Source organism: Enterococcus sp. DIV1067f (assembly GCF_050543505.1).
Classification (GTDB): Bacteria; Bacillota; Bacilli; order Lactobacillales; family Enterococcaceae; genus Enterococcus_D; species Enterococcus_D entomosocium.
In genome coordinates, this window is the sequence record NZ_CP172940.1 from 1,862,570 (window position 1) to 1,887,553 (window position 24,984).

Sequence of the window (24,984 nt, forward strand, 5' to 3'; positions counted from 1 at the left end):
CTATTCTTGTGGTTCTTTCGCTTTTTCGACGATGTCTTGTAGTTCTTTTAAGAAAACTGACATGTCTTTAAACTGGCGGTATACACTGGCAAAACGGATATAAGCGATCTCGTCTAAATCAACTAGATCTTCCATCACATACTCACCAATTTGTGTCGTAGATATTTCATTTTCACCAAGAGCACGGACACGACTTTCCACATGATCGACGATTGTTTCCATCTGATCCATTGTCACTGGTCGTTTTTCAGCAGAACGAATCAAGCCCCGTAAAATTTTTTCTCGGTTGAATTCTTCACGGGCACCATTTTTCTTGATCACAAGCAAGGGTGCCTCTTCAATACGTTCAAATGTTGTAAAGCGATAGCCGCAATTTTCGCACTCACGACGACGGCGAATCACACGTCCATCATCGGCTTGTCGACTATCAACTACCCTCGAATTGTTATGATGACATTTTGGACATTGCATAGTTCCACCTCATTTTCTCTCTTATGCGCTTACGTTTTCACGTAAAGTCATCGGTTTCTATGATTAATTATAACATGAAATCCATTGGTACAATAGCCAAAGTGGTTTATTCTGTTCATTTAATACAAAATTTAAATAATGTTATAACTGTTGTTTTTTTCAATTAAAAAAAACGACAGAAATCTTTCTGCCGTTTCAATTCGTTATTTATCTTTCATTTGCAGCAAAGAAACAAAATCATGCAAATTTGCTGGCTGTTCCAACTGCTGATTACACCGTTGGCTATCACGGCAAATATAATTTCCGCGTTTCGTATACGTCCCATCGCCGTTGCTCTTAGTCAAAGACAGAAACATTGACACATTTCCTTCATGCTGGCACAAGGGACAGATCCCTTTTTTGACCTCGGTTGACACATGACCGTGAAGTCCTGTAAATCCCTGCTCAGTGGCTATGATCATAAACTTGCTTTGACTACCAATATCATCCCAAGCAAGATAAGTGGTCTCTTTTAAATCAACGGAAGCAAAATCAGGTATTTTCAGTTTTTTTACTTTCCGAAACATTTTTTCAATTTGTTTTGTTGTCGGCAGCTGAAAGGGTCGGACGTACTCTTTTAGTTCTGTTAACAGCTCATTGCTGCGACTGATCGTCATCCCCTGTTGAAAGAAAGCAGCTAAAATTTCACGTGGTGCTGTTTCTTCTTCAGGAAAAAAATGTTCTATGGCGTCTTTGGTCATCGTTTCAACCGTTTTGATCGTTCGAGGATCATTCACCGATTGATAGGTTCGAACTAATTGGTATACTTGATATTTAATTGAATGAAATTGGTAAGGTTCGATCATAAAAAAGCCTTCTTTCTAATTTTCCGTTTCCTATTGCGGCTGTTCTACTTTCTTGACAGTCGTACACAATGCATAAATAAGCATTTGATGACCACCTCCCAATTTCTTTGCTTCTCTCTATGCGATCTTAATGGATTATAATGAGATGTTGAGCAATTGTCAACTGAGCAGTAGTCTCTTGACTCTTCATCCACTCTGGTTAACAAAAAAATGCCTCGTCTAGAAGACGAAGGCATCCGTGTTCAGTTATAATTTATCTTCAATTCCAGTATAATGCTTCAGCTGGTCTGCATCTCGACGATCGGCAGAAGAAATTTTATTGGCATCAGGATTTTCAGCTCGCAACAATTCTTCACTGCTGACATTTTCTGGGGTAGTTCGATCATTGCGGGCATCGCGCTCGTCATTTTGATCTTCTAATTCATTGACTCTTTTTTGATCGTGCTCTTTCTTGATCTGACCTTCGTGTGCTTGTTCTTTCCCAGAATGGGCAAGTTCTTCATTATTGGTCCACTCACCGATTTTTTCTTTAGCCTTGCCAACGATCACATCTTTTTCGTCTTTAAAAGTACCCATAGTTATCATCCCTCCTGTATAGTTTCATCATAACAAGCATTCTGAATTCTGACAAAAGATATGAATGCGATACCAAACAGTCAGCAAAATGTTTTTCTTTATGCTATAATATGAGCGATTATTTTCTGAATATTCTTACAACTGGAGGTGAAGAACCTGTTTAAGGTTCGACAATAGATGACAATCCTCGATTTCCAACAGGTTTCATTCGTTCGCGACAAGAACTATTTATTAAAAGCGATCAATTGGCAAGTGAAAAAAAATGAGCATTGGGTGATTTTAGGTCTGAATGGTGCTGGCAAAAGTTTATTACTCCAAATGATCACGGGAAGTTTATGGCCTTCTTCTGGTCAACGAACTGTCTTAGGTGAGCGTTACGGAAAAACGTCTGTGCCCGATCTTCAACGGCGCATTGGTTGGGTCAGTTCAGCGCTGCAAAGCAAGTTTTATGGTCGCGATCTTGCCGAAGAGATCGTTCTTTCGGGGCTTTATTCCAGTATTGGTCTTTATGAGTCCTATGAAGAAGAGCAGCTGATCCAAGCAAAAGCGCTTTTGACTGACTTAGGTTTGTCGCATTTGATCAATCGTTCCTATCACGTCCTTTCTCAAGGGGAAAAACAATTTGTCATGATCGCACGGGCCATGATGGCACAACCAGAGATCCTGATTTTGGACGAACCTTGTACGGGCCTTGATCTATTTGCGCGAGAAGAACTGCTAACCCGTCTGGAGGCTTTTTCACATCTGCCGAATACGCCGACTCTTCTTTACGTTACCCATCATACGGAAGAGCTACTACCGATTTTCACTCATTTGCTGATGTTAAAAAACGGCAAAGTCCACGCCGCTGGTCAACGAGAGACGATTTTTACTGAGGAGGTTCTCACCTCTTTTTATGATCAGCCGATCATTCTTCACCCCTTTTCCAGCAATCGCGTGATCGTGACCCCAAAATAAATCAGGGCTGGTACTTTGATATTTAACCATTCATACACGATCGTCTTACTTTCCAAACCAAACAGTTTCCGACATGTTTCAGCGCCAGTTGTTTTTGGAAATGATAGGGCTAGGTTTGCTATTGAAAGATAAAATAGCAGGTTCCCTTTTACTGAAGGGAACCTGCTGTCTTATCTATTTGTTTAAGGATGCTAACCAATCATCGATCTGCTGATTGAGTTGGGCGATCGTTCCTTGATTATCAAAGACAATATCTGCCCGTTGTTTCTTTTTCTCAATGGAAAGCTGACTGTCGATTCGTTGTTGCGCTTCTTGCTCACTCAGTTGATTACGTGCCATCAACCGCTCTTTTTGAAGCGCTTCTGGCACATAAACGACTGCGGTTTGATCCATGTATTGGTCGTAGTCGGCTTCATAAAGCAAAGGAATGTCAACGATCAACAAGGGCACTTCCTGTTTTTTTTCTTCGATCTGAGACAAAATCTCTTGTCGAATAAAAGGAGATAACGTCTGATTCAGCATGCGGCGTTTTTCTGGATCGTTAAAAATCAAAGCACCGAGGGTTTGTCGATCTAGGTGCCCATCATCTGTCAAAATCTGCGGACCAAAGGCTTGCGTCACCGCCTGCAAGCCCTCCGTATTCGGTTCAACGACTTCTCTTGCGATGATATCGGCATCAATAATCGGTAAACCCAGTGATCGAAAATGCGCGACTGCAGTACTTTTTCCAGTGGCGATTCCCCCAGTGACGCCTAAAACAAAACTCATTTGTTGGACCTCACATGCAGTTTTTGACACTGAGGACAAAAATGCGTCCCCCGTTGGGCAACTTTGATCTTGACGATTGGTGTGCCACATCGGCCACAAGGATTGCCTGTCTGGCCATAGACATTTAATGACATTTGGAATTTCCCGGCTTCTCCTAGTGCATTGAGATAGGTCCGAATGGTAGTTCCGCCTGCTTCAACAGCTCGTTCTAAGACATCGATGATTGCTTTATGCAGCACATCTACTTCAGTTGGCATTAATGAATCCGCTGGTTGCTCTGGATGGATTTTTGCTTGCCACAGCGCCTCATCTACATAAATATTGCCCAAACCAGTAACGAGCTTTTGGTCAAGCAATAACGGTTTGATGGCTTTTTTCGAACGCTTCAATCCTTGTTCAAATGCCTCTAATAAAAACAATTCAGGCTTAGGCTCAGGACCTAATTGCATGATGCCTTTATAGGCTGCGCTTTGGTCTTTATCCACTAAGGTCATACGTCCAAATTTTCTTACATCATGGTAATTTAACTGACTGCCATCCGTAAAATGGAAAATGACATGTGTATGTTTATCGACAATCGGGTCTGACTCAAAATACTCGTACTTGCCTTCCATTCGTAGATGAGAGATCAGATCATAATCTGTCAATTTAAAAATCAAAAATTTTCCACGTCGTTCAAATTTTTCAAAACGTTGCCCTTTCAAAAGCGCCGAAAAGATCGGTACTTCAGGACTTTCAATGATTCGCGGCCACAGGATCTCGACCGATTCGATCGTTTTATTCAAAACAAGTTTTTCAAGTCCTTTACGGACCGTTTCAACTTCTGGTAATTCCGGCACCTCTGTTCACCTCATTTATTTTGCATCGTACCATGTTTTGCCCCAATTGCTGTCTGTCAGTAAAGGGACATGCAATGCAACGGCTTGCTCCATCACTTCTTTCACTAAAGCGTCAAGACGAGGCAATTCAGATTCAGGTACTTCAAAGACTAGTTCATCGTGTACTTGCAGCAGCATCGTTGCTGCTAATTTTTCTTCTTTCAAACGTTTCGCCAAATCGATCATGGCAATTTTTAAGATATCCGCCGCACTGCCTTGAATCGGTGTATTGATGGCGGTTCTTTCGGCAAAAGTTCGAATATTGAAATTGCGAGAATTGATATCAGGTAGGTAACGACGGCGATGATACAAGGTTTCAACGTACCCTTTGTCCTTCGCCTCACGAACCACATCCTCCATATACGTTTTCACACCAGGATATTTTTCAAAATACGTATCGATGTATTGTTGGGCGGCTTTTCTGGTGATTCCTAGATTCTGTGATAATCCATAATCAGAAATCCCATAAACGATACCGAAGTTGACCGCTTTGGCTTGACGACGCATATTTGGTGTCACATCTTCTGCTTTTTCGATACCAAAGACTCGCATCGCTGTACTTGAGTGGATATCCTGACCTTCGATAAAGGCTTCTTTCAAATGGGTATCATCTGAAATATGTGCCAACACCCGTAGTTCGATTTGAGAGTAGTCAGAGGAATAGATCACCCAATCAGTTTCTCGTGGCACAAAGGCTTCGCGGATCTTTCGACCTTCTTCTAAACGAATCGGAATGTTTTGTAAGTTTGGATCGATAGAACTTAAACGACCAGTTTGGGTCAAGGTTTGTACATATCGCGTATGGACTTTGCCATCTCCTTGGATCACTTTTAATAAGCCTTCTACATAGGTTGATTGGATCTTAGCGATTTGACGATAAGTCAAAATGTCTTCAACGATTGGTGCTTGCTCTTTTAGTTGTTCTAACACATCGACTGCTGTCGAATAGCCAGTTTTGGTTTTTTTGATAACTGGTAAGCCCATTTTTTCAAATAAAATCACACCTAATTGTTTCGGCGAGTTTAAGTTGAAGGTTTCTCCAGCTTCGGCGTAGATTTTTTCTTCAATTTCATGCAACCGTTGTGCAAATTCGCCCTTCATCTGATGCAAGCGAGACGCATCAACTTTGATACCGGTAATCTCCATCTCAGCTAAAATCATTGATAAAGGCAATTCCATTTCTTCAAAGAGCGCTGTTTGATTCTTCGCTGCCAATTCTTCCGTAAGTTTTGGGGTTAGGTTTGTAATCGCCGCTACTTTACGGGCTAAATGAGCAAAGAAGTCTTCCTCATCCGCCGGCAGCCCTTTTTTCGCTCCTTTTCCATAAATCGCTTCATCCGATTGGATCGCATCATAGCCATAGTGAGCGGCAACACCTGCGATGTCATTATTTGTATCATTCGTGTCTAAAAGATAAGCTGCCAATAAAACATCAAAAGCGATTCCTTTTGGTGCTGTCGTGTACCGGTTTAACGCCACGTACGTGCGTTTGGCATCATAGACGAATTTTTTACGTTTCTCGTCTTTTAACCAATCGGTAAAGGCTGGACTTTCAAACAATTCTTCACGATTGCTGACATAAATTTTTTCTTGATTGCCCCAAGCAACACCGACAATGTCTTCCAAATGATAGTTATCCCCCATCATCTCGACATACAATGCTGTGTCTCCCTGGAACATATCTTCCGTTACTTCTTCAACGACCGAAAACAAAATGTCTTCCATCTCAACTGGTTCAGCTGTAATTTGCAGCTTATCTAAGAAGCTATTAAAGTTCATTTCTTGGTAGAATGGCACCAATTTCTCTAAATCTTTGCCTTCATATTTCAGTTTGTCGACATCGACCTCAATGGGCGCATCCACATCGATGGTTGCTAATTGTTTTGAAAGAAAGGCGATCTCACGGTCATTGATCAAGTTTTCTTTCATCTTGCTTTTTTTCATTTCATCGATGTGTTCATAGATTCCCTCAACGGAGCCATATTCCTTTAAAAGCTTAATGGCTGTCTTCTCACCAATTTTGGTGACGCCGGGAATATTATCGGAAGCATCGCCAGCTAGTCCTTTCATGTCGATGATTTGTAAGGGTGTTAGGCCGTCATATTTTTCAGCCACATGAGCGGGCGTATAACTTTCAATTTCGCTAACGCCTTTGACCGTAATGTCAACTTTCACGTGCTCCGTTGCCAGCTGGGTCAAATCGCGATCGCCAGATAAAACGACGACATCAAATAGCTCTTTATCGACTTTATTTGCCAATGTGCCAATGATATCATCGGCTTCATAGTAATCTAATTCGTAGTATTGAACACCTAACGCGTTGATCAATTCGCGAATGTAAGGCATTTGTTCTTTAAATTCCCCAGGGGTTTTTGAACGCCCACCTTTATAATCTTCATACATCGCTGTCCTGAAGGTGGTTTTTCCAGCATCAAAAGCCACTAAAACATGTGTTGGCTGTTCTTTTGCCATCACATTTTCAAACATAGTATGAAACGCATAGATGGCATTTGTGTGCAGCCCGTTGGCATTTTTAAACCGTTCTAATGAATTATGCAACGCAAAAAACGCGCGAAAAGCCACACTATTCCCATCAACGAGTAGTAATTTATTTTTTGGCATTTGATTACTCCTTTTCTCAAAAAGTTCCTCTTTATTCTATCAAAGAACGGGCACAAAAGCGATGAATTGCTTTGTTTTCTCTCTCATTTTATACAAAAAAAAAGGCGAGTTTCCTCGCACTTTTTTTAGTTGTTTTTGCCAAAGATTCGCAATAACGCTAGGAATAAGTTGATGAAGTCTAAATACAGTTGTAATGCCATGAAAACGGCCACTCCAGTATTTGCGCCACCATTCGTTGCGAAGTATACATTGCGGATTTGCTGATTGTCATAAGCGGTGATTCCCATAAAGACAAAGACGGTCACGATCGATAAGAAAAAGTCAACCGGTTGACTGCGTAAAATAAATACATTCAAGAGCGTTGAGATGATGATCCCGATCAACAGACCATAGCCGATACGACCAACCACACTTAGATCACGTTTGGTCATGATCCCAAATGCTGACATGACACCAAAAGTGACGGCTGCTGAAACAAATGCTCCCACGATCGATCCAAAGTCATAGATCATCAATGTCACAGACAAGGTCAATCCATTCAAGAGCGAATAGACTAAAAAGCCAGCAACGGTCAAGGACGGATTTTTCTGCGCCTTCACCCCTAATACAATAACTAGAATGATCTGTAAGATCCAAAGACCGGTAAATCCTAGCGGAAAATTGTCGATAAATTGCAGGGTTTGCGCTTTGAAGACTTCCCCAAAAATATAGGCTGAAATCGCACTGATCGCAAGCCCAACGCCGAAGAATAAATACACTTTTGAATAAAAGCGATTTAAGCCTTGGGCTTGGACGGTTTCATTGTTTAAATTATTCATCTTGTTGTTCCTCCTCATTTACTGCTACTGCTTTTGGCGGCTGGACCATGACCACAGCATCTAAAATACGATGATCTTCTGTGTTGATCGCTTCAACCGAAATAGTTACCACGTCTTTCATTTTATCCACTTTGATCACTTCGAATTCAAAGGTCAATGTTTCATAATGATATACAGGTTCAATAAAGTTCACCGAAAAATTGACTACATGAGAGCCAGGACCAGGCAAATGTTTCGATACGGCACTGGTGATGATCCCCATCAACATGATGGATGGGACGATTGGACGCTGATACTCAGTATTTTGCGTGTAGTCATGTTGAATATACAAAGGGTTTGCATCATTAGTAAGTCCTAAATATAACAACAGTTGATTGTCTTCGATCGATTCTGTTAAGGATAACGAATCGCCTTCCTCGATATCTTCAATACTTTTCCCTATTTTTCGCGGTTTTCCTATATTCAAAATTTAATTCCTCCAAAAAGAATAGTTTCATCTGAGTATATTCTATCAGATGCCGACAAAAGTGCAAGTTCGCGGTGCTGCTTTTGCAAAAACTTCAGATGTAAAAAACTCTTGCAGCAAACACGCCACAAGAGTCTTTGATTACAATACGTTACGAGTTGTATTGCTTAGTAGTTTTTCATAGGCTGTTTCAAATTTTTGCACATCTCCTGCTCCCATGAAAATCACGACAGCATTTTGATGATCTAGTAGCGGAGAAACGTTCTCTTCTTTGATCACAGTTCCGCCTCTTTGAATTTTATTGCCCAGATCTTCAATCTTAACATCCCCTCGAGATTCACGGGCAGATCCAAAAATGTCACATAGATACACATGGTCTGCAAGATCTAACGCTTCCGCAAATTCATCCATTAAAGCGATCGTACGGGTAAAGGTATGAGGTTGGAAGACAGCAATAATCTCTTTATCCGGATATTTTTGACGAGCGCCATCAATCGTTGCTTTGATTTCTGCAGGATGATGGGCGTAGTCGTCTACGATCGTCATATCCGCTACGATTTTTTCGCTGAAGCGACGTTTCACTCCAGGGAATGAGAGCATCTCAGCGGCAACTTCTTTCATGTCCAATCCTTCTTTGTAAGCCACAGCGATCACACTGAGTGCGTTGTTGATGTTGTGTTGACCAAACGCTGGCAAGACAAAATGGCCAATATTTTCACCATGGATAAAGACGTCGAACTCTGAACCTTGGGTGGTGCGTTCAATGTTTTTTGCTTGAACATCGTCGTTATCGTTGACGCCGTAATAGTAGATCGGGACATCTGCTTCAAGTTTACGCAGGTACTCGTCATCACCAAAAGCAAAAATGCCTTTTTTTACTTGACTTGCCATCGATTGAAAGGCTGAGAAGACATCGTCAATCGAGTGGAAATAGTCCGGATGATCAAAATCGATGTTGGTCATAATTGCATAGTCCGGTGAATAAGCTAAGAAATGACGGCGGTATTCACAAGCTTCAAACGAGAAGAATTCCGCATCGGGCTCTCCATGACCGGTACCATCGCCAATCAAGAAACTTGTTGGCCGGATGCCGCTTAAAACATGAGAAAGCAATCCTGTCGTACTGGTTTTTCCGTGAGAACCAGTCACAGCAATACTCGTATAGGGCTGAATGAATTGGCCAATAAAGTCATGATAACGAGTGACTTCTAAACCAAGTTCTTTGGCCCGTATGATTTCTTCGTGGGTGTCAGGGAAAGCATTCCCTTGGATAATGACCATTTCTGGTTGAATGTTTGCTTTATCGAAAGGCAACAATTTGATTGCTGCTTTTTCTAGATCACGTTGAGTGAAGAAATATTCTTCCACATCAGAGCCTTGTACTTGGTAGCCTTTTTCGTGCAGAATCAAAGCCAATGAACTCATACCGGAACCTTTGATTCCAACAAAATGATGTATTTTGTTTTGATTTTCCATTATTATAATCCTCTTTTCTCAAATCCGCGTCGTAAAAAAACGCGTGTATTGACAAATATCAGGTTGTCACACGACCTACATTATCATACAAAATGAAAAAAATAGCAACGAGTTTTATTTTTCGACTTGACTTTTCTCATCATTTCCTATTTCTAGCAAACTTCCACGACATTTTCCACAAACATATTTTTTGATATCCACACGCCGCTGCCGCCGAATCTCGCAGCCGCAATTTTGACATCGATAGCGATGTTTAGCTGTCCTTTTGGCAGGAGGTGCATACCGCAGGCCTCCCGTTTTTGCCAGCAATGCTTTAAAAGCAGGATCTTGGTGACGATGACCAAGACCTGCTAAATGCAAATGATAGTGACATAATTCATGCTTGATAATGCCGATAAAAACCTCCATCCCGTGTTCAGTAAGCATCACTGGATTGAAATCCAAGTGGTGATCACTTAGATGGTAACGGCCACCGGTTGTTTTTAAGCGAGAATTAAATACCGCTCGATGCGTAAATGGTTTATTGAAAACAGACAGCGAAAGCTCTTCCACCAAACGCTGCAATTCTTGTTGGGTCATTTAGCATTTCCTGGATCGACCATTGTTAAGCTGATACGGCCTTTTTTGACATCTACTTGCTCGATCCAAACGGTTACGACGTCACCAACGGAAACAACGTCTTTCGGATGTTTTACAAACGAACGGCTCAGCTTCGACAAATGAACCAGTCCATCTTGTTTGACACCGATATCGACGAAAGCACCAAAGTCGATCACATTTCGAACAGTTCCTTTCAATTCCATTCCCGGTTTTAGATCCTCCATACTCAACACATCTTTGCGCAATAATGGGGCTGGCATTTCATCCCGCATATCACGTCCTGGCTGCATTAACGCTTTTAAGATATCTGTGATGGTTTCTTTCCCGACAGACAATTTAGCAGAAAGTTCTGCTGGACGCATTTGCGCCAACTTCACTTTATTTTCTTCCGATTGTTCTTTCCCAAGCTCCGCTAGAGAAATATCCGCGAGCGCCAAAATTTCTTTGGCAGTGTCATAACTTTCTGGATGAATCCCGGTATTGTCCAAAATGACTTTTCCGCCAGGAATCCGCATAAAACCGATCGCCTGTTCATAGGCCTTTGGCCCTAAGCGAGGGACTTTTTTCAGTTGATTGCGCTGCGTAAATACCCCGTTTTCTTCTCGATAGGTCACGATATTTTGGGCAGTCGTTTTATTTAAGCCCGCCACGTGCTGTAAAAGTGCCGCACTTGCGGTATTGACATCAACGCCTACTTGGTTGACGACCGTTTCCACGACAAAATCCAATTGTTCGGCTAAGCGCTTTTGCGAAACGTCATGTTGGTATTGCCCGACGCCCACCGATTGTGGATCGATTTTAACTAATTCTGCCAAGGGATCTTGGAGACGGCGACCAATACTGATGGCACTTCGTTCTTCCACTTGCAGATCAGGGAATTCATGCCGGGCGATCGGACTGGCCGAATAAACAGAAGCGCCTGCCTCATTCACGATCACATAATATACCTCTTGATCGATCAATTTTAATTGTTCAGCGACGAATTGCTCTGACTCTCGACTCGCCGTCCCATTACCGATTGCGACCATTTCAACTTTATAGGTTTGCAATAAGCGACGAAACGCTGGTCCAGCCGCTTCTCGTTTATTCATCGGCGCCGGTTTATGGGGATAGATCACTTCGATTGCTAATACTTTTCCTGTCTCATCAACGACGGCCAATTTACAGCCCGTTCGATACGCTGGATCAAACCCTAAAACGACTTTCCCCTTCAACGGAGGCTGCAGCAGCAGATTGCGAAGATTTTCTCCAAAAATCGCAATTGCTTGTTCGTCGGCTTTTTCTGTCAACTCATTGCGGATCTCTCGTTCGATCGCTGGTAAGATAAAACGTTTCAAGGCGTCAGCAGCAGCAGTTTGGACAAAACTGGCTGCGGGTGAATCACTATTTGTGATCAATTTCCGACGTAGGTACTCCATGATTTTTTCTTCATCTGCCACAAGCGTTACCTTCAAAATGTCTTCTTTTTCTCCACGATTGGTGGCTAAAACCCGGTGGGAAACCATCTTATTGATAGGATGTTGGAAATCGTAATACATTTCATAAACGCCTTTTTCATCTTTTTCAGCATTTTTGACCGTGCTCTTATACAGTCCTTTGTTAGAATAATAGCTCCGAATCCAACTTCGAAATTCTGCAGTATCACCAACGCCTTCTGCAATGATCTCATGGGCGCCAGCCAAGACATCTTCTACAGTAGGAACAGCATCACTCATAAATTCGGTCGCTTTTTCTTGAACGTCACCTATTTTTGAGACGCTTAACAGCCACTGAGCAAATGGTTCCAAGCCATTTTCTTTGGCTATCGTTGCTTTGGTGCGTCGTTTTTGTTTATAAGGACGATACAGGTCTTCGACGGCCTGCATTTTTGTCGCAGCTAAAATCGCCTGTGATAGTTCAGGCGTTAGCTTTTCTTGTTCTTCTATCAAGCGTAAAACTTCTTGCTTGCGTTTCTCTAGGTTTTCTAAGTACTGATACCGCTCTTCGATTTCTCGAATCTGAACTTCGTCAAGTCCATTCGTCATTTCTTTACGGTAGCGGGCAATAAACGGAACGGTATTTCCTTCTTGCAATAATTGTAACACCGTACTGATTTGTTTTTGGGTAAAAGAGGTTAGTTCTTGTTTCACTAAATCAAGTACCTCTTGATTCATTTCTGCCATTCGTTCTCACCTTTCCTTTGTTGCTTTTGCTATTTTAACATAAAAAAGACAGCCATTGAGGAAACAAGAAGGCACGAATGGAACATTGCTTCGGGGCTCTTGTAATGGCTGCTTTTCTCTTTTTAGAAAAGACTTTTAAAAGTCTGGTTGCCAAGGTCCTGCTAAATTTTGATATTCGATATCTTGAAGGACCCCTTTGTCATCAAAAATCACGCCATGCACCGATCCACCAAATACTGCCCCGCCATCGATGCCGATTTTGTCGTCTTGTTGCCAAAGATCTGTTGTCTGCATATCTCCATGCAGCATGGGCGTGATGGTATGGCCAAAAACGATCGTTTTTCCTGTACGGTTTTTCCCTTTATGAAAAGGTTCGCGAATCCAGATAAAATCGTGGTCGGTGGTCTTCCGCCAATCTTTTTTACTTAAATCCACGCCCGCATGGACAAAGAGGTACTTTCCCCACTCGTAATAAAGTGGTCGCTCCATTAAAAACTCTAATAAGTCTCCATACCTACTTCGGATCATTAAGGCGATTTCCGTCGGCGAATACTCCTCAGTGGCGCCTGTATGCAAAAGACTTTCAATCGTTTCTTTGCCACCATTGCGTACGTAGGCGGCGAACCAATCCTCAGGGGCATTTAGAAATTGCAGAAAATACTCTTCGTGATTGCCACGTAAATAAATCGCTTGATGTTCTTCGACTAATTTCTTTCCAAGCAATAAACACTCTTTGGACATTGGCCCTCGGTCATTTAAATCACCAATCAAAAGCAACTGATGGATTTTCGGATCATATTCCTTAAGAAGACTTTTAAAAAGATCGGCCATTCCATGAATGTCACTGATTGCATAAAGATATTTTTGCATTGTCATTCCCTCCTTAAAGGCAATTGATTCTTTTATTATCAATTCTAGTTCTTTAGTTACAAAATGTCTTGCATTAAAACAAAAAACAATCATTCGCCTTGAACGGTTCGACAGCATAGAGTCGGGTTCATAAAGACGAATGATTGGTTACGATCGGCAAAACCTATTTTCCTGATACAGCAAAATAATTGCCATCTGGATCGGCAAAATTGAAAACCAGTTGTTCTTCCATCTGAATCAATTCACCCACTTCTGCTTCCATCTCTAAAAGTTTTTTATAGAGAGCTGTAATATCCTCAGCAAAAAACATGATCGATGGAGAATTCAATGCGACTTCAGGTGAGTGCGTTTCGATGAACTCACGGTCATATAAGACAAAATGAACCTCTGCCTCTTTTGAAGGAGCGATTTCGACGACGGATGTTCCATCGATCGTTTGCTGTTCAATGATCACAAAGCCTAATTCTTGCCAAAATTCGACAGCTTTCGTCACATCATCAACGTAGAGCATCACTTGCATTTGGTTGGAAAACAATGGAAATCCCTCCTATTTCAACTTATTTTTCTTCTTCGGTCGATTCTTGTGTGGGGTTCGAGTTGGTATTGAAGTTCAGTTGGAGTCCTGGTTTGTCGGTCACGATTTCTGTCACCTCATACGTCAGGCGTTTGACGATATCAAATAATGGCTCAACCAAACGATCAGTTTCAGCTTTTGTTAGATCTTCTCCAGAATTGACTTTACGATTCAAAATATGATTGACCTGTCCGACACGTCCTGACAAAACATAATCAGGGAACACTAATTGAAATTCTAGCCGGGCGCCAATAATACTGTTTTTTTCCATATATTCTTCATCTTTGACTTTTAACGGCGCAAAGCCGACATTCAATTTAGTTTCCATTTCTTTGTCTTTCGGTTTCATATCGAAATGATATGCTTCAACGATCGGTTGTTGTCTTTTTAATTCCACTAGATTCACACTCCTTATCTAAAAGTATAGCATAACCTTTTCTTTGAGCCTACTGTATTCTTTAGACAATAAAAAAAACGGCGAGCGCCGTTTTAATTTGCTTCTTTTAGTGTTGCTAGATAATCCAAGGCATCTTGGACATTGGCGATCGGAACGATTTTCATATCCGTGTCTAACTTCTTCGCTGCTGCCACTGCCTCTTCATAATTTGTTTTGATGGAAGGATCTATTTCACGCTCTTCGTCAGTGATTTCATCATCTGGGGCAAAGAAGATTTCTGCACCACTTTCACTGGCACTCGCTACTTTTTTATCGATCCCACCGATTCGACCAACGGTTCCGTCAGCTGAGATCGTTCCTGTCCCAGCTATGTTGTGACCTTTACGTAGGTTATCTCCGGTCAACTGTTCATAGATTTCAAGGGTGAACATCAAACCAGCGGAAGGTCCTCCGATATTGCCAGAATCGATCACGATCTCTTCATCAGAAGTGATCTCTGTATGATCGACGAGGGAGATGCCGATACCGGCTTTTTGATTGCTCTCCAGTTCAATTAGTTTGCCCGTTGCTTCTTTTTCTTCGCCATCTTGCAAGTAAGTCACGGTGATTTCATCACCAATGGTTTGACTTTGGACGTAGTCGATAAAATCTTGACTGCTTTTAAATTCTTTACCATTGACTGCGGTGACGGTATCTCCAACGGATATTTTCCCAGCAAAGCTGGAATTTGGATCGATCCCCATGACATAGACCCCTTTATAGGTCATTTCATAAGGTAAGTCTGCCAGCTTTAATGCTTGCTCAATCGCACTATTTTGCGAGGATTCCATATAGTAGCGTTGAATGCGGTTGTACTCCTCATCTGTCGCACCGCCTAAAAGTTCTTCCTCACTGATCAAGTCTTGGAATTCATTGAATTTCGTTCCAATCGCTGTGAACACGGTAGCTTGTCGAATCCCAACACTGGTCAAAGAAAAGGATCCGGCTGATGTGTCTTCTTTTTGATTGACGGTAATCAGCTCTTTTAAATCGATCGTTGCTCCTGGTTGCTCGATATAATAGGGAATCGGCAAAAAGGCACAAGCGGCGATGATCAGCGCTAAAACAAACAAGAGAACATATTTGATCGTTGATTTAAGATTCATTGGTATCACGCTTCTTTACTATAGCATCGTAGATATTTTGAGGTAAATATTCGGCAACATCGCCGTCAAAGGTCAAGATTTCTTTCAACAAACTGGAACTGATGAAACTGTGCTTTGCGTCTGCTAAAAGAAAAACGGTCTCTAATGAGGGTTCTAGGTGATGGTTCATTTCCATAATGTCCCGCTCATATTCATAGTCTTTCACACTGCGAATGCCTCTAAGCAGAAACTGGGCACCTAATTTTTTCGCAATCGTGACTGTTAGCTCTGTTTCTTGTGCCAGAATTTTGACGTTAGGAATATGGGCGAGGGCTTCTTCGATCAAATGAACTTTTTCTTCACTAGTAAAAAAACTTTTTTTATTGGTGTTTGTAAAAACGCCGACGATCAATTCATCGAAAAGCGTGGCTCCTCGCTCGATCAGATCAACATGACCGGATGTCAATGGGTCAAAACTCCCTGGAAATAAAGCAATCTTTTTCACGTTATCCCTCATTTCTATAGATCGTCACTGCCGATATGCCATAGGTTTGGGCACGGACCAAATGCAACGAGCCGATTTGTTCTGGTAAGTCGATGGACTTGTCTGTTTCGCAAACTACGTATGCAGACGGGCGAATCAATTCATCCTTCAGCATAGCTTCTAACTGATGCAGAATCTCTTGCTTTGCGTATGGCGGGTCTAAAAACAAATAGTCAAAACTTTGTCCCTCAGCTGCAAACTGCCGTAAAGCTTGATTCGCATCCATTTTTAACACCGTGAACTTTTCGGGTTCTTTGGTTATAGCAATATTTTCGCGGATCACTTTGGTTGCTGGAAAACTACGGTCGACACAAACCGCATGATTGGCACCACGAGAGACCGCTTCGATAGCCAAGCCCCCGCTTCCGCTGAATAAATCCAGTACAACTCCTCCATCTAAATATTGCCCTAACATGTTAAAAATCGCCCCTTTTACTTTGTCTGTCGTGGGGCGAGTGTTGTCTCCAGCGAGACCTTTTAATCTGCGGCCACCATATTCTCCGGCTACTACACGCATACGTTTTTCCCTCCAAGATCTTCGTAAATACAAATATAGCACTGTTTCTATAAATAGCAATAAAAAAATGGCGGTGACTCAAGGCACCCCCACTTTTTTATTACACGTTTTCTGCCAATCGAATCATCGTATTTTTTTCTTCGATATCAAACCCTTCGTCTTTCACTGGATAGGCTGCTGACGTACCAATTTTTTCAGCAAAATCCATTTCGACATCTGGTCGATAGGAAGCTTCAACTTGTCGAACAAAGTGAAACTGCTCGATTTTTGTTTTTTTGCTTTCGTATTCTTCTTCGTTCAAATAAATGACCACGTATTTCATCTTGCGTGACACATAATGAACAAAACCAAAACGGCGCAAATTCTTTAGTTGACGTAGGCTGTAAACCCATACGATCAATCCTCGACGCTTTTGCATCGTAAAAGGCTCTTTATCCTCGTGCATGACAATTTCCTCCACAACTTGATTTTGATTGAAAAAAGGGACTCCCAGCGTCCACTTTGACAGAGGGAGAAAAACAAGTAGAGATCGCCACAGTCAGTTCATCCAGCAAACGCTGCAGTTGTGTTTCACTCCAGCGATACTCACTTACTTGTTCATTAAGATCCAACTGCCGCTTGGCTGTGCGCAACGCCCGTTTTTTTTCTTTGAAATCAGGCGCATACTCACCGTAAGCTTCAATTCTTTCAAAATCTAGTTTTTTTTCTAAAAACGATTGCATCAATGTCTGAACATCAGGGTCTTGATGCATGACCTGTTTCGCTTTTTGATAGGTTTTACACGTTTCACTTGCTTTGATTGCCTTCACAAGTGCTTCGATTTGATCTTCAATCTCAAAAAAGGCTTCATCGTAAATCATCTGACGTACTATCCTCGGTCCCTTCCACATCTTCTTGCACTAAGACTACCATATTTGCTTCAGAAAAAGCAATTCCTATCTTTTCTGATTGTTCATGGGTCAGGCGCTCAGTAAATCTTGGATTACTGAACCAAGATAAAATCGTAAAAGTTGGATCATAAACAGGCGCTTCAAAGATCGAAGCAGATGCTTCCAATTCCTTTTCCGCTAACAACTCTCGCCATTCGTCATTCGATAAGACAAAATTACTTGTCTTTTCCGAAGAAAGTGCTCGCTGATAAGAATGGATTCGTTGAGAAGTCAAATGATCTGATAGATTATTGATCAAATCAGATAAAAGACCAGCTGCCTCTTGATGTGTTTGAGTATCCTGTGAGAAGCTGTCTAAGCCGATTTGCTGGCGAATTTTATCGATGATAACAAACGCCAGGGTCTCTTTTTCAAGGTTGGCTTGGGCTTGGTCAATTGTTTGCGAAACTTGAAACAGCGGTCGCTGCCCTTCCGTCAAGGGATAAGGTGCCAGTTTAAGTAATGTGGTCTGATCCAAGTAAGTGACGGCTTGCAGTTGGGCAGTCTCCTGATCAAAGAACAAAACAGCAAATGTCCCGTTGTCAAAAGCCACTAATGGACGGTAGTTCATATCTTCTTCCATCAATTCGAAACTGATCGCACGATCATTTTGTGTCAAGGTAAAGTTAGGATAGATCATGGTCAACTCCGTCAAGTCAGTCAAGGTCATGCCCATCGTAAAAGGTGCCAGGGAAGAGCCCCCGGCGCCGATTACTTTGATTGCTTGCACACTTTCACCATCGGTATTGATCTCAACATACTGTTGGTCGTCTAATTGATTGTAGACCCGAATTTCAAACTCGTAACCTGATCGATATGTTTGAACTGGAAGACCATAGACTTCTTCGAAATCCGAAACAGGTTCCCCGATCAATTCAGCTAATCCTTGAGCTGCGATTGGTTCGTAATTCATGTTTGTTGGTGCTTTGATTGGGTTTTCGATCGTCACTCTTGAATCTGAAGCGTTTTGCATGAAAACTGGCTGCAAATACACGATTATTAGGGCTAGGACAAATAAGCCGCAAAACAATAATCCTCTTCGCTTCATCTGTGGATCGACTCCTTACTTCTCTTTGACTTCAATCAAAAGATCTCCTGACTGAATTGGTTCCCCATCGGTTACATACACATGTTCAACTACGCCTGAGAAGCGGGCTTCAACCGAAGTTTCCATTTTCATCGCTTCCGTGACCATCAAGGTTTGTCCACGTGCCACCCGGTCGCCTTTTTTGACTAATACTTCTAAAACTGAGCCACTCATCGAAGCACCGATCTGTTCTTTGTTCGTTGGCTCTGCTTTACGTTTCGTTTGAACAGAGCTGATGATTGAGTTGTCCTTAACGACGATTTCTCGGCGTTGTCCGTTCAAGTTAAAGAAGAGTGTTCGGTTGCCTTCAATATCTGGCTCACCGATCTCATCTAGACGAATGATCAAGATTTTGCCTTTTTCTAATTCAACATTGATCGTTTCACCTAAGCGCATGCCGTTAAAGAAAGTTGGAGTATCAAGAACTTTCACATCTGCAAACTGTTCATAAGCTTTTCGATAATCAAGGAAGACTTGCGGATACATCAAGTAGCTCAAGACTTCTTCATGTTTTGGTTCATAGCCGATTTTCTCCGCTAGTTCTTGCTTCACATCAGCAAAATCAACTGGCTTCGCGAATGTTCCAGGACGTTCGGTAAAGGCTGGGCGTCCTTTCAAGATAATGCGCTGTAATTCTTTCGGGAAGCCACCAACTGGCTGACCTAACTCACCTTGGAAGAATGTGATTACTGACTCAGGGAAGCTTAATGTATCGCCTTTTTCAAAAACATCTTTCTCAGACAAGCCATTTTGAACCATAAAGAGTGCCATGTCCCCAACGACTTTCGAAGAAGGCGTCACTTTCACGATGTCTCCAAACATCATATTGACTTCATGATACATTTCTTTGATTTCATCCCATTTTTCGCCTAAACCAACGGCTTTGGCTTGCTGCTGGAGATTGGTATATTGTCCCCCCGGCATTTCATGCTTGTACACTTCCGTTTGAGGTGCGTTCAAGCCATTTTCAAAGGAATGGTAGTACATGCGGACATCTTCCCAGTAGTGGTTCAACTGTTGGATATTGTCTACATTGATTTCTGGGCAGCGTTCGCCGTTCAATAGTGCATAATACAAACTACTCATACTTGGTTGACTCGTTGCGCCACTGACCGCTGACATAGCGACATCCACGATGTCAACACCGGCTTTAGTAGCTGCTGAGTAAGTAATGATCCCATTTCCACTCGTATCATGGGTATGCAGATGAATCGGCACATCGATCGTATCCTTTAGCTCACTGATCAAACGATAAGCCGCTTGCGGTTTTAATAATCCAGCCATATCCTTGATAGCAATGATATGGGCACCAAGGTTTTGCAATTCTTTCGCCATATCTTTGTAGTATTGTACTGAATATTTTTGACGGGTCGGATCATTGATATCCCCGGTATAACAAATCGTTGCTTCTGCAATTTTTCCTGTATCGCGAACGGCTTGAATACTTTTCTCCATTTGTGGAACCCAGTTTAAACTATCAAAGATTCGGAACACATCAATTCCTTGCGCTGCAGATTCTTTGATGAATTCTTCCAATACATTGTCTGGATAATTGGAATATCCCACAGCATTGGAGCCTCTAAACAACATTTGCAACAAGGTATTCGGCATTTTTTTCCGGAACATCCGCAATCTTTCCCATGGATCTTCTGTTAAGAAACGGTAGGCAACGTCGAACGTTGCTCCACCCCACATTTCACTTGAGAACAATTGTGGCAGGCCAGCTTCCGTCATCGCGGCAATTTTCTTAAAGTCATGGGTTCTTACACGAGTTGCCAACAAACTTTGATGGGCATCTCGGAAGGTTGTATCCGTCAGTAAGACATTGTTTTGTTGACCGATCCATTCAACGACACCCTCGGCACCTTTCGTATCTAAAATATTTTTGGCGCTGACAAAATCAGGCGTTGCTTGGATGTGTTGTGGCATCCGTGGCTCATTATAAAATGGTTTCTTTTGTTTTTCGATCCCCGGAAATCCATTGATGGTAATTTCCCCGATATACTTCATGGTTTTGTTTCCACGATCACGAATCCGAGGGAAATTGAATAGTTCCGGCGTATTGTCGATAAAGGTGGTTTTGGCTTCACCCGAACGAAAGGCTGGATGAGAAACGACATTTCGCATGAAGAGAATGTTTGTTTTTACCCCACGTACACGAAATTCTTTCAAACAGCGCATCATTTTCTGAATCGCTTGATCAAAGGTTGCCGCATGTGTACAGACTTTTACAAGCAGTGAGTCAAAATACGGGGTTACCACCGCACCTGCGTAAGCATTTCCGACATCCAAACGAACCCCAAATCCACCTGGAGAACGGTAGGTATCAATCTTACCAGTATCTGGCATAAAATTATTCGCTGGATCTTCCGTTGTCACGCGACATTGAATCGCAACCCCTTCGAAGCGAATATCTTTTTGTTCAGGAATCCCAATTTCTTTATGCAGATCCTTGCCTTGTGCAATTAGTATTTGTGTCGTCACGATATCTAAATTGGTGATCATTTCAGTGATTGTATGTTCCACTTGGACCCGAGGGTTTACTTCGATGAAGTAAAATTTATCGCCTTCAACTAAAAATTCCACTGTTCCGGCATTGATATAGCCAACATGCTTCATCAATTGAACGGCAGCTTGACAAATTTTTTCCCGTTGTTCAGTCGTCATTGACACACAAGGTGCCACTTCGACTACTTTTTGGTGACGGCGCTGAACAGAGCAGTCACGTTCAAATAGATGGACGACATTTCCGTGCGTATCCCCTAGAATTTGGACTTCAATATGTTTTGGATTACTAATATATTTTTCAACGTAAACTTCGTCACTACCAAATGCCGCTTTCGCTTCACTTTTGGCACGTTCGTAGCCATCACGTGCTTCTTTTTCATCATGAGCGACACGCATGCCTCGACCACCGCCGCCAAGAGCTGCTTTGATCATGATTGGATAGTCATGTTCGTCAGCGAATGCTAAAACGTCGTCAATCGATGCCACTGGACCGTCAGATCCGGGAATGGATTGAATCCCCGCCTCGATCGCTGCTGCTTTTGCTTTGATCTTGTCGCCAAAAATATCTAAGTGGTGAGTGGATGGTCCGATGAAAATCAAACCTTCTTCTTCACAGCGCTGAGCAAAGCCCAGGTTTTCTGATAAAAAGCCGTACCCTGGATGAATCCCTTCGGCCCCGGCTTTTTTCGCTGTGCGAATAATATCTTCAATGTCTAAATACGCATCGATCGGTCGTTTGCCTTTCCCCACTAAATACGCTTCGTCTGCTTTAAAGCGATGGACAGAGTATTCATCCTCTGCAGCATAAATACCGACTGTTTTGATTCCTAACTCCGCACATGCGCGGAAGACACGGATCGCGATTTCTCCACGATTGGCAACAAGAATTTTCTTCATCTAATCCACTCCATTCAATTGATCAATAATTCAAATAATATTGTTTCCTCTTTTCTTCGGCACTGATATTTAATACAAAACCAATACAAATCGACAGCATCAGCAAACTTGACCCACCCTGACTTAAAAACGGAAAAGTGATTCCCGTCAATGGGATCAAACCAGTGATCCCCCCTAAGTTGATGAAAATCTGAGACATAAATAATGTCCCTATGCCGATACACATCATGGAATTAAAGGGATCTCTTGAACGGATACCGACAAGAAAGATCCGTCCCACCATATAGAACAAAACACCTAAGATAATGATCGATGGGATCAAGCCTAATTCTTCCATAACGATCGAAAATATATAATCGGTGTGCGCTTCGTTTAAGAAGCCACGTTTTTGGATACTATTTCCAAGTCCGCGTCCGAAAAGCCCACCGTTGAACATTGCGTAATACCCATTAACCATTTGATGACCTGTATTGTATTCATCCGCAAATGGGTTTAAAAATGATGAGAAGCGACTATAGACATAATCAGGTAAAAGCTTTCCACCAGTTAAATTTACCAAGAAGACGATCAATGTACTGCCTACGATTCCTGCCACACCTAATATCAGGGTATACAGGTAATTCAGACCACTAGATAATAAAACGACAAAAGCCAGTAGCATGACGATCACAGCATTCCCGAAGTCGGGATAAAAGGCCATGATCCCGGTGTAGACGAAGACGATTCCGATTGGACGCCAAACCGTTTTCCAAAACTCTTGTTGGATACCTTTTTGACGATAGGAAAGAGTCACAGATAAAAACCAGATGACAATAAATTTCAAGTACTCAGCTGGTTGAATGGAAAAGCCCGCAATCGTTAACCAACCATGTGCCCCGTTTCTTCTTGGGAAAAAGAAGGCAGCGATCAATAAAAACAAAATGACGATCATGGCGATCTGGACAAATTTTTTGTTCCGAAAAACATCCGTTTTCATTTTATACATGACAGTGATTGCTACTAGACTCAACAACCAGAATATTGCTTGATTGATGACGTAAGAAGCAGCTGTGGTCGGTTGTGTGGCGGTCATCGCAACATAGGATGTGGAGCTGTAGACCATCATCAAACCCGTAACACACATCACTATATAAGGCAGTAAAATACTATAATCTAATAAATGTCTTTTCTTTACTTTTTCTGGCAAGTTTATGCCTCCTTGCCGATTTCAGGTGTCCGCTGGTCTTCATAGACCTCGCTGTACAATTGGTTCAGATCTTTTTCGAGATCCGCCATCAATTGTTGTCCTGTTTGATTATCGACGATCCCCAAGCGGATCGCAAATGCCACTTGCCGTGATAGACCATACATTTGGGTATCAACCACTTCTTCAAATGCTTTGCATTGTGCGATACATAAACTATTTTCTTGGTTTCGGATCAGCTTTTTGATTCGTTCTGCGTCATCTCTAAGCAGATCTAGCGCTTTTGTAGAATCGATGTGCTCCATTCCGGTCCCCCCATTTCTTCGTTTCACCATTATAGCATATTCTCTCTGGCTTTTGCATCATTAGATTGCATAGAAATACGTAAATAACGAACTTTAACGAGTATATTTTCAAAAAGTTCGTTTTTTAGCGAAGATCGTTCGTTTTTCCAATTTTTCATTCGTTTTATCTTCATGAATCACGCTAATATCCGTGAAACAAACGTCCGATGTGGAACATAACGCAAAAAACGTCCTTTACTAAAATTTAAGAAAAGCTGTTCTATCAACTTTTCTTAAAAATATTCCTGTTACTTTTTCCACAATTTATTTTTTAAAAAAAGAACAGGTCCAAAAGTCCCTGTTCTTTCACTTTGCATGAAAAGAAAAATCGTTTACCTTGTTTCGTCGCCGATCTTGCCATCTCCATTGATGTCCTCATCGGAAAGACGTTCGACTTCTTTAATAAAACCTTCGCTCATCTCTTGATAGTTCTGCTCACCAACGACCGCATCATCAGGAATTTGATCGACATTCGCAAAAAACTCAATATGATTGTGTAGATTTTCAAAGCGCATAGGAGCATCTCCGCCGTATTCACCATCAAGGTTGATCATTAATCGATTGACCTGCTCTGGCGCGTCTACTTCAAGAAAAGATGTTTTCGTATAAATCAGACGACGATCGTTGATGTGCTTGCCACCATTCATCATTAAAGCAACTAAGTGGACAATCTCAAAAATATTGGCCGTTTTGACAATGATCAACGAAAATTTCCCATCGTCAAGCTTTGCATCAGGCGCAATCTGTTCAAAGCCTCCCACTGAATTCGTCAGCCCTAAAAAGAACATCGACGCTCCGCCAATGTATTCTCCGTCTTCATACTTTAGATGCATTTTGATCGGTTTGACACGAGGGAGTAATTCCGCTCCTTTTGCTAGATAAGCTAAGTAGCCAAAAACACTTTTCAACTCAGAAGGAACATCATAGGTCAGTTCTGTTAAGTGTCCGCCAGCAGCGATGTTGATAAAATACGTGTTAGGTGTTTTTCCAACATCCATCTTCACCGTTTGCTGCTTCAAAATCACTTCCGCAGCTGCTTTGATATCGGTCCGAGGAATCTTTAGTGCACGTGCGTAGTCATTGGTGGTTCCTCCAGGAATGATCGCCATTTTTGGTCGCTTTTCTAAAGGAGCGATCCCATTGACGACTTCATTGATCGTGCCATCACCACCGGCAGCTACCACCAAATCAAAACCAGCTTCGCCAGCTCTTCTTGCTTCATCACGGGCGGAAAATGGTGCAGCGGTCGTGGCAAACGCACTCGCCTCATAACCGCCTCTTTCCAAAACATCTAAAATATCTGCTAAATTTTTTCGAATCAATTCTTTCCCAGATGTCGGGTTATAGATTACTCTTGCTCTTTTCATCGCT

Annotated in this window: 25 protein-coding genes; 1 reads left to right on the forward strand and 24 read right to left on the reverse strand. The window is 42.0% G+C overall.

What is annotated here, in order from left to right; genetic code table 11:
• The 3 genes from nrdR to IGJ42_RS08685 all read right to left on the reverse strand — a co-directional run bounded on the left by nrdR (window position 1) and on the right by IGJ42_RS08685 (window position 1,892).
• Window positions 1-471 (reverse strand): transcriptional regulator NrdR, encoded by a 471-nt coding sequence (gene nrdR / locus IGJ42_RS08675; protein WP_005226004.1) that lies wholly within the window; start codon window positions 469-471, stop codon window positions 1-3.
• A 203-nt stretch (window positions 472-674) separates the two neighbouring features.
• Window positions 675-1,316 carry a FusB/FusC family EF-G-binding protein gene (locus IGJ42_RS08680; RefSeq protein WP_016611844.1) on the reverse strand — a complete coding sequence of 214 codons (642 nt, stop codon included), beginning with the start codon at window positions 1,314-1,316 and terminating at the stop codon, window positions 675-677.
• A gap of 246 nt (window positions 1,317-1,562) precedes the next feature.
• On the reverse strand, window positions 1,563-1,892 hold the full coding sequence (locus tag IGJ42_RS08685; protein ID WP_008380072.1) for a hypothetical protein: 330 nt from the start codon (window positions 1,890-1,892) through the stop codon (window positions 1,563-1,565).
• 177 nt (window positions 1,893-2,069) lie between these two features.
• Here IGJ42_RS08685 and IGJ42_RS08690 point away from each other — a divergent pair, with 177 nt between their 5' ends.
• Window positions 2,070-2,849, forward strand: coding sequence for an ABC transporter ATP-binding protein (locus IGJ42_RS08690; protein WP_086332401.1), 780 nt, complete (start codon window positions 2,070-2,072; stop codon window positions 2,847-2,849).
• A gap of 174 nt (window positions 2,850-3,023) precedes the next feature.
• On the opposite strand, the gene coaE is transcribed toward IGJ42_RS08690, so the two are convergent.
• From coaE to IGJ42_RS08795, 21 genes are all read right to left on the reverse strand, one after another.
• A complete protein-coding gene (gene coaE / locus IGJ42_RS08695) occupies window positions 3,024-3,617 on the reverse strand; it encodes a dephospho-CoA kinase (protein ID WP_016611847.1) in 594 nt (197 codons plus the stop codon).
• Complete coding sequence (mutM, locus tag IGJ42_RS08700) at window positions 3,614-4,456, reverse strand: DNA-formamidopyrimidine glycosylase (RefSeq protein ID WP_016611848.1); 843 nt, start codon at window positions 4,454-4,456, stop codon at window positions 3,614-3,616. The genes coaE and mutM overlap by 4 nt, the downstream gene beginning before the upstream one ends.
• A gap of 15 nt (window positions 4,457-4,471) precedes the next feature.
• On the reverse strand, window positions 4,472-7,117 hold the full coding sequence (gene polA / locus IGJ42_RS08705) for a DNA polymerase I (protein WP_430615192.1): 2,646 nt from the start codon (window positions 7,115-7,117) through the stop codon (window positions 4,472-4,474).
• A 125-nt stretch (window positions 7,118-7,242) separates the two neighbouring features.
• Entirely contained in the window at window positions 7,243-7,935 is a 693-nt protein-coding gene (locus IGJ42_RS08710; RefSeq protein WP_005235771.1) for a Bax inhibitor-1/YccA family protein, read from the reverse strand.
• The gene (locus tag IGJ42_RS08715; protein WP_005235769.1) at window positions 7,928-8,401 is read right to left on the reverse strand and encodes a MaoC family dehydratase; all 474 of its coding nucleotides are present in this window, start codon (window positions 8,399-8,401) and stop codon (window positions 7,928-7,930) included. Before IGJ42_RS08715 ends, IGJ42_RS08710 begins: the two co-directional genes overlap by 8 nt.
• Window positions 8,402-8,542: 141 nt before the next feature.
• Window positions 8,543-9,877: a UDP-N-acetylmuramate--L-alanine ligase gene (gene murC, locus IGJ42_RS08720; protein WP_005235767.1), complete on the reverse strand. Its 1,335-nt coding sequence runs from the start codon at window positions 9,875-9,877 to the stop codon at window positions 8,543-8,545.
• Between the two features lie 114 nt (window positions 9,878-9,991).
• A complete protein-coding gene (locus tag IGJ42_RS08725; RefSeq protein ID WP_086332403.1) occupies window positions 9,992-10,456 on the reverse strand; it encodes a SprT family protein in 465 nt (154 codons plus the stop codon).
• Window positions 10,453-12,639 carry a Tex family protein gene (locus tag IGJ42_RS08730; RefSeq protein ID WP_429961889.1) on the reverse strand — a complete coding sequence of 729 codons (2,187 nt, stop codon included), beginning with the start codon at window positions 12,637-12,639 and terminating at the stop codon, window positions 10,453-10,455. Before IGJ42_RS08730 ends, IGJ42_RS08725 begins: the two co-directional genes overlap by 4 nt.
• A gap of 135 nt (window positions 12,640-12,774) precedes the next feature.
• On the reverse strand, window positions 12,775-13,509 hold the full coding sequence (locus tag IGJ42_RS08735; RefSeq protein WP_086316167.1) for a metallophosphoesterase family protein: 735 nt from the start codon (window positions 13,507-13,509) through the stop codon (window positions 12,775-12,777).
• A 163-nt stretch (window positions 13,510-13,672) separates the two neighbouring features.
• Window positions 13,673-14,044 carry a VOC family protein gene (locus tag IGJ42_RS08740; RefSeq protein ID WP_005235761.1) on the reverse strand — a complete coding sequence of 124 codons (372 nt, stop codon included), beginning with the start codon at window positions 14,042-14,044 and terminating at the stop codon, window positions 13,673-13,675.
• A 22-nt stretch (window positions 14,045-14,066) separates the two neighbouring features.
• A complete protein-coding gene (locus IGJ42_RS08745; protein ID WP_008380094.1) occupies window positions 14,067-14,480 on the reverse strand; it encodes a DUF1149 family protein in 414 nt (137 codons plus the stop codon).
• 92 nt (window positions 14,481-14,572) lie between these two features.
• Complete coding sequence (locus IGJ42_RS08750) at window positions 14,573-15,625, reverse strand: SepM family pheromone-processing serine protease (RefSeq protein ID WP_005235759.1); 1,053 nt, start codon at window positions 15,623-15,625, stop codon at window positions 14,573-14,575.
• The gene (gene coaD, locus IGJ42_RS08755) at window positions 15,615-16,109 is read right to left on the reverse strand and encodes a pantetheine-phosphate adenylyltransferase (protein WP_086316168.1); all 495 of its coding nucleotides are present in this window, start codon (window positions 16,107-16,109) and stop codon (window positions 15,615-15,617) included. The genes IGJ42_RS08750 and coaD overlap by 11 nt, the downstream gene beginning before the upstream one ends.
• 1 nt (window position 16,110) lies before the next feature.
• Window positions 16,111-16,665 carry a 16S rRNA (guanine(966)-N(2))-methyltransferase RsmD gene (gene rsmD / locus IGJ42_RS08760; RefSeq protein ID WP_430615194.1) on the reverse strand — a complete coding sequence of 185 codons (555 nt, stop codon included), beginning with the start codon at window positions 16,663-16,665 and terminating at the stop codon, window positions 16,111-16,113.
• A 100-nt stretch (window positions 16,666-16,765) separates the two neighbouring features.
• Window positions 16,766-17,110, reverse strand: coding sequence for a YlbG family protein (locus IGJ42_RS08765; protein ID WP_086316170.1), 345 nt, complete (start codon window positions 17,108-17,110; stop codon window positions 16,766-16,768).
• Window positions 17,097-17,525, reverse strand: a complete 429-nt coding sequence (locus IGJ42_RS08770; protein WP_086316171.1) for a YlbF family regulator — start codon at window positions 17,523-17,525, stop codon at window positions 17,097-17,099. The genes IGJ42_RS08765 and IGJ42_RS08770 overlap by 14 nt, the downstream gene beginning before the upstream one ends.
• Window positions 17,512-18,642 carry a CAP-associated domain-containing protein gene (locus IGJ42_RS08775; protein ID WP_086316172.1) on the reverse strand — a complete coding sequence of 377 codons (1,131 nt, stop codon included), beginning with the start codon at window positions 18,640-18,642 and terminating at the stop codon, window positions 17,512-17,514. Before IGJ42_RS08775 ends, IGJ42_RS08770 begins: the two co-directional genes overlap by 14 nt.
• A gap of 15 nt (window positions 18,643-18,657) precedes the next feature.
• Window positions 18,658-22,086: a pyruvate carboxylase gene (locus IGJ42_RS08780; RefSeq protein ID WP_005235747.1), complete on the reverse strand. Its 3,429-nt coding sequence runs from the start codon at window positions 22,084-22,086 to the stop codon at window positions 18,658-18,660.
• Window positions 22,087-22,108: 22 nt separating this feature from the next.
• Window positions 22,109-23,272: an FtsW/RodA/SpoVE family cell cycle protein gene (locus tag IGJ42_RS08785; protein WP_005235746.1), complete on the reverse strand. Its 1,164-nt coding sequence runs from the start codon at window positions 23,270-23,272 to the stop codon at window positions 22,109-22,111.
• Between the two features lie 2 nt (window positions 23,273-23,274).
• Window positions 23,275-23,574 (reverse strand): YlaN family protein, encoded by a 300-nt coding sequence (locus IGJ42_RS08790; RefSeq protein ID WP_008380108.1) that lies wholly within the window; start codon window positions 23,572-23,574, stop codon window positions 23,275-23,277.
• 371 nt (window positions 23,575-23,945) lie between these two features.
• Window positions 23,946-24,980, reverse strand: a complete 1,035-nt coding sequence (locus tag IGJ42_RS08795) for a diacylglycerol kinase (RefSeq protein WP_005235735.1) — start codon at window positions 24,978-24,980, stop codon at window positions 23,946-23,948.
• Between the last annotated feature and the right edge of the window lie 4 nt (window positions 24,981-24,984).

What these genes read in the sequence shown, in the direction of transcription:
- murC (WP_005235767.1), bottom strand. Translation starts at nt 9,877, where the DNA reads ATGGAAAATCAAAACAAAATACATCATTTTGTTGGAATCAAAGGTTCC.
- IGJ42_RS08725 (WP_086332403.1), bottom strand. Translation starts at nt 10,456, where the DNA reads ATGACCCAACAAGAATTGCAGCGTTTGGTGGAAGAGCTTTCGCTGTCT.
- coaE (WP_016611847.1), bottom strand. Translation starts at nt 3,617, where the DNA reads ATGAGTTTTGTTTTAGGCGTCACTGGGGGAATCGCCACTGGAAAAAGT.
- IGJ42_RS08680 (WP_016611844.1), bottom strand. Translation starts at nt 1,316, where the DNA reads ATGATCGAACCTTACCAATTTCATTCAATTAAATATCAAGTATACCAA.
- IGJ42_RS08780 (WP_005235747.1), bottom strand. Translation starts at nt 22,086, where the DNA reads ATGAAGAAAATTCTTGTTGCCAATCGTGGAGAAATCGCGATCCGTGTC.
- IGJ42_RS08765 (WP_086316170.1), bottom strand. Translation starts at nt 17,110, where the DNA reads ATGCACGAGGATAAAGAGCCTTTTACGATGCAAAAGCGTCGAGGATTG.
- IGJ42_RS08795 (WP_005235735.1), bottom strand. Translation starts at nt 24,980, where the DNA reads ATGAAAAGAGCAAGAGTAATCTATAACCCGACATCTGGGAAAGAATTG.
- IGJ42_RS08685 (WP_008380072.1), bottom strand. Translation starts at nt 1,892, where the DNA reads ATGGGTACTTTTAAAGACGAAAAAGATGTGATCGTTGGCAAGGCTAAA.
- IGJ42_RS08775 (WP_086316172.1), bottom strand. Translation starts at nt 18,642, where the DNA reads ATGAAGCGAAGAGGATTATTGTTTTGCGGCTTATTTGTCCTAGCCCTA.
- IGJ42_RS08730 (WP_429961889.1), bottom strand. Translation starts at nt 12,639, where the DNA reads ATGGCAGAAATGAATCAAGAGGTACTTGATTTAGTGAAACAAGAACTA.
- rsmD (WP_430615194.1), bottom strand. Translation starts at nt 16,665, where the DNA reads ATGCGTGTAGTAGCCGGAGAATATGGTGGCCGCAGATTAAAAGGTCTC.
- IGJ42_RS08790 (WP_008380108.1), bottom strand. Translation starts at nt 23,574, where the DNA reads ATGGAGCACATCGATTCTACAAAAGCGCTAGATCTGCTTAGAGATGAC.
- IGJ42_RS08735 (WP_086316167.1), bottom strand. Translation starts at nt 13,509, where the DNA reads ATGCAAAAATATCTTTATGCAATCAGTGACATTCATGGAATGGCCGAT.
- polA (WP_430615192.1), bottom strand. Translation starts at nt 7,117, where the DNA reads ATGCCAAAAAATAAATTACTACTCGTTGATGGGAATAGTGTGGCTTTT.
- IGJ42_RS08750 (WP_005235759.1), bottom strand. Translation starts at nt 15,625, where the DNA reads ATGAATCTTAAATCAACGATCAAATATGTTCTCTTGTTTGTTTTAGCG.
- IGJ42_RS08770 (WP_086316171.1), bottom strand. Translation starts at nt 17,525, where the DNA reads ATGATTTACGATGAAGCCTTTTTTGAGATTGAAGATCAAATCGAAGCA.
- IGJ42_RS08690 (WP_086332401.1), top strand. Translation starts at nt 2,070, where the DNA reads ATGACAATCCTCGATTTCCAACAGGTTTCATTCGTTCGCGACAAGAAC.
- IGJ42_RS08710 (WP_005235771.1), bottom strand. Translation starts at nt 7,935, where the DNA reads ATGAATAATTTAAACAATGAAACCGTCCAAGCCCAAGGCTTAAATCGC.
- nrdR (WP_005226004.1), bottom strand. Translation starts at nt 471, where the DNA reads ATGCAATGTCCAAAATGTCATCATAACAATTCGAGGGTAGTTGATAGT.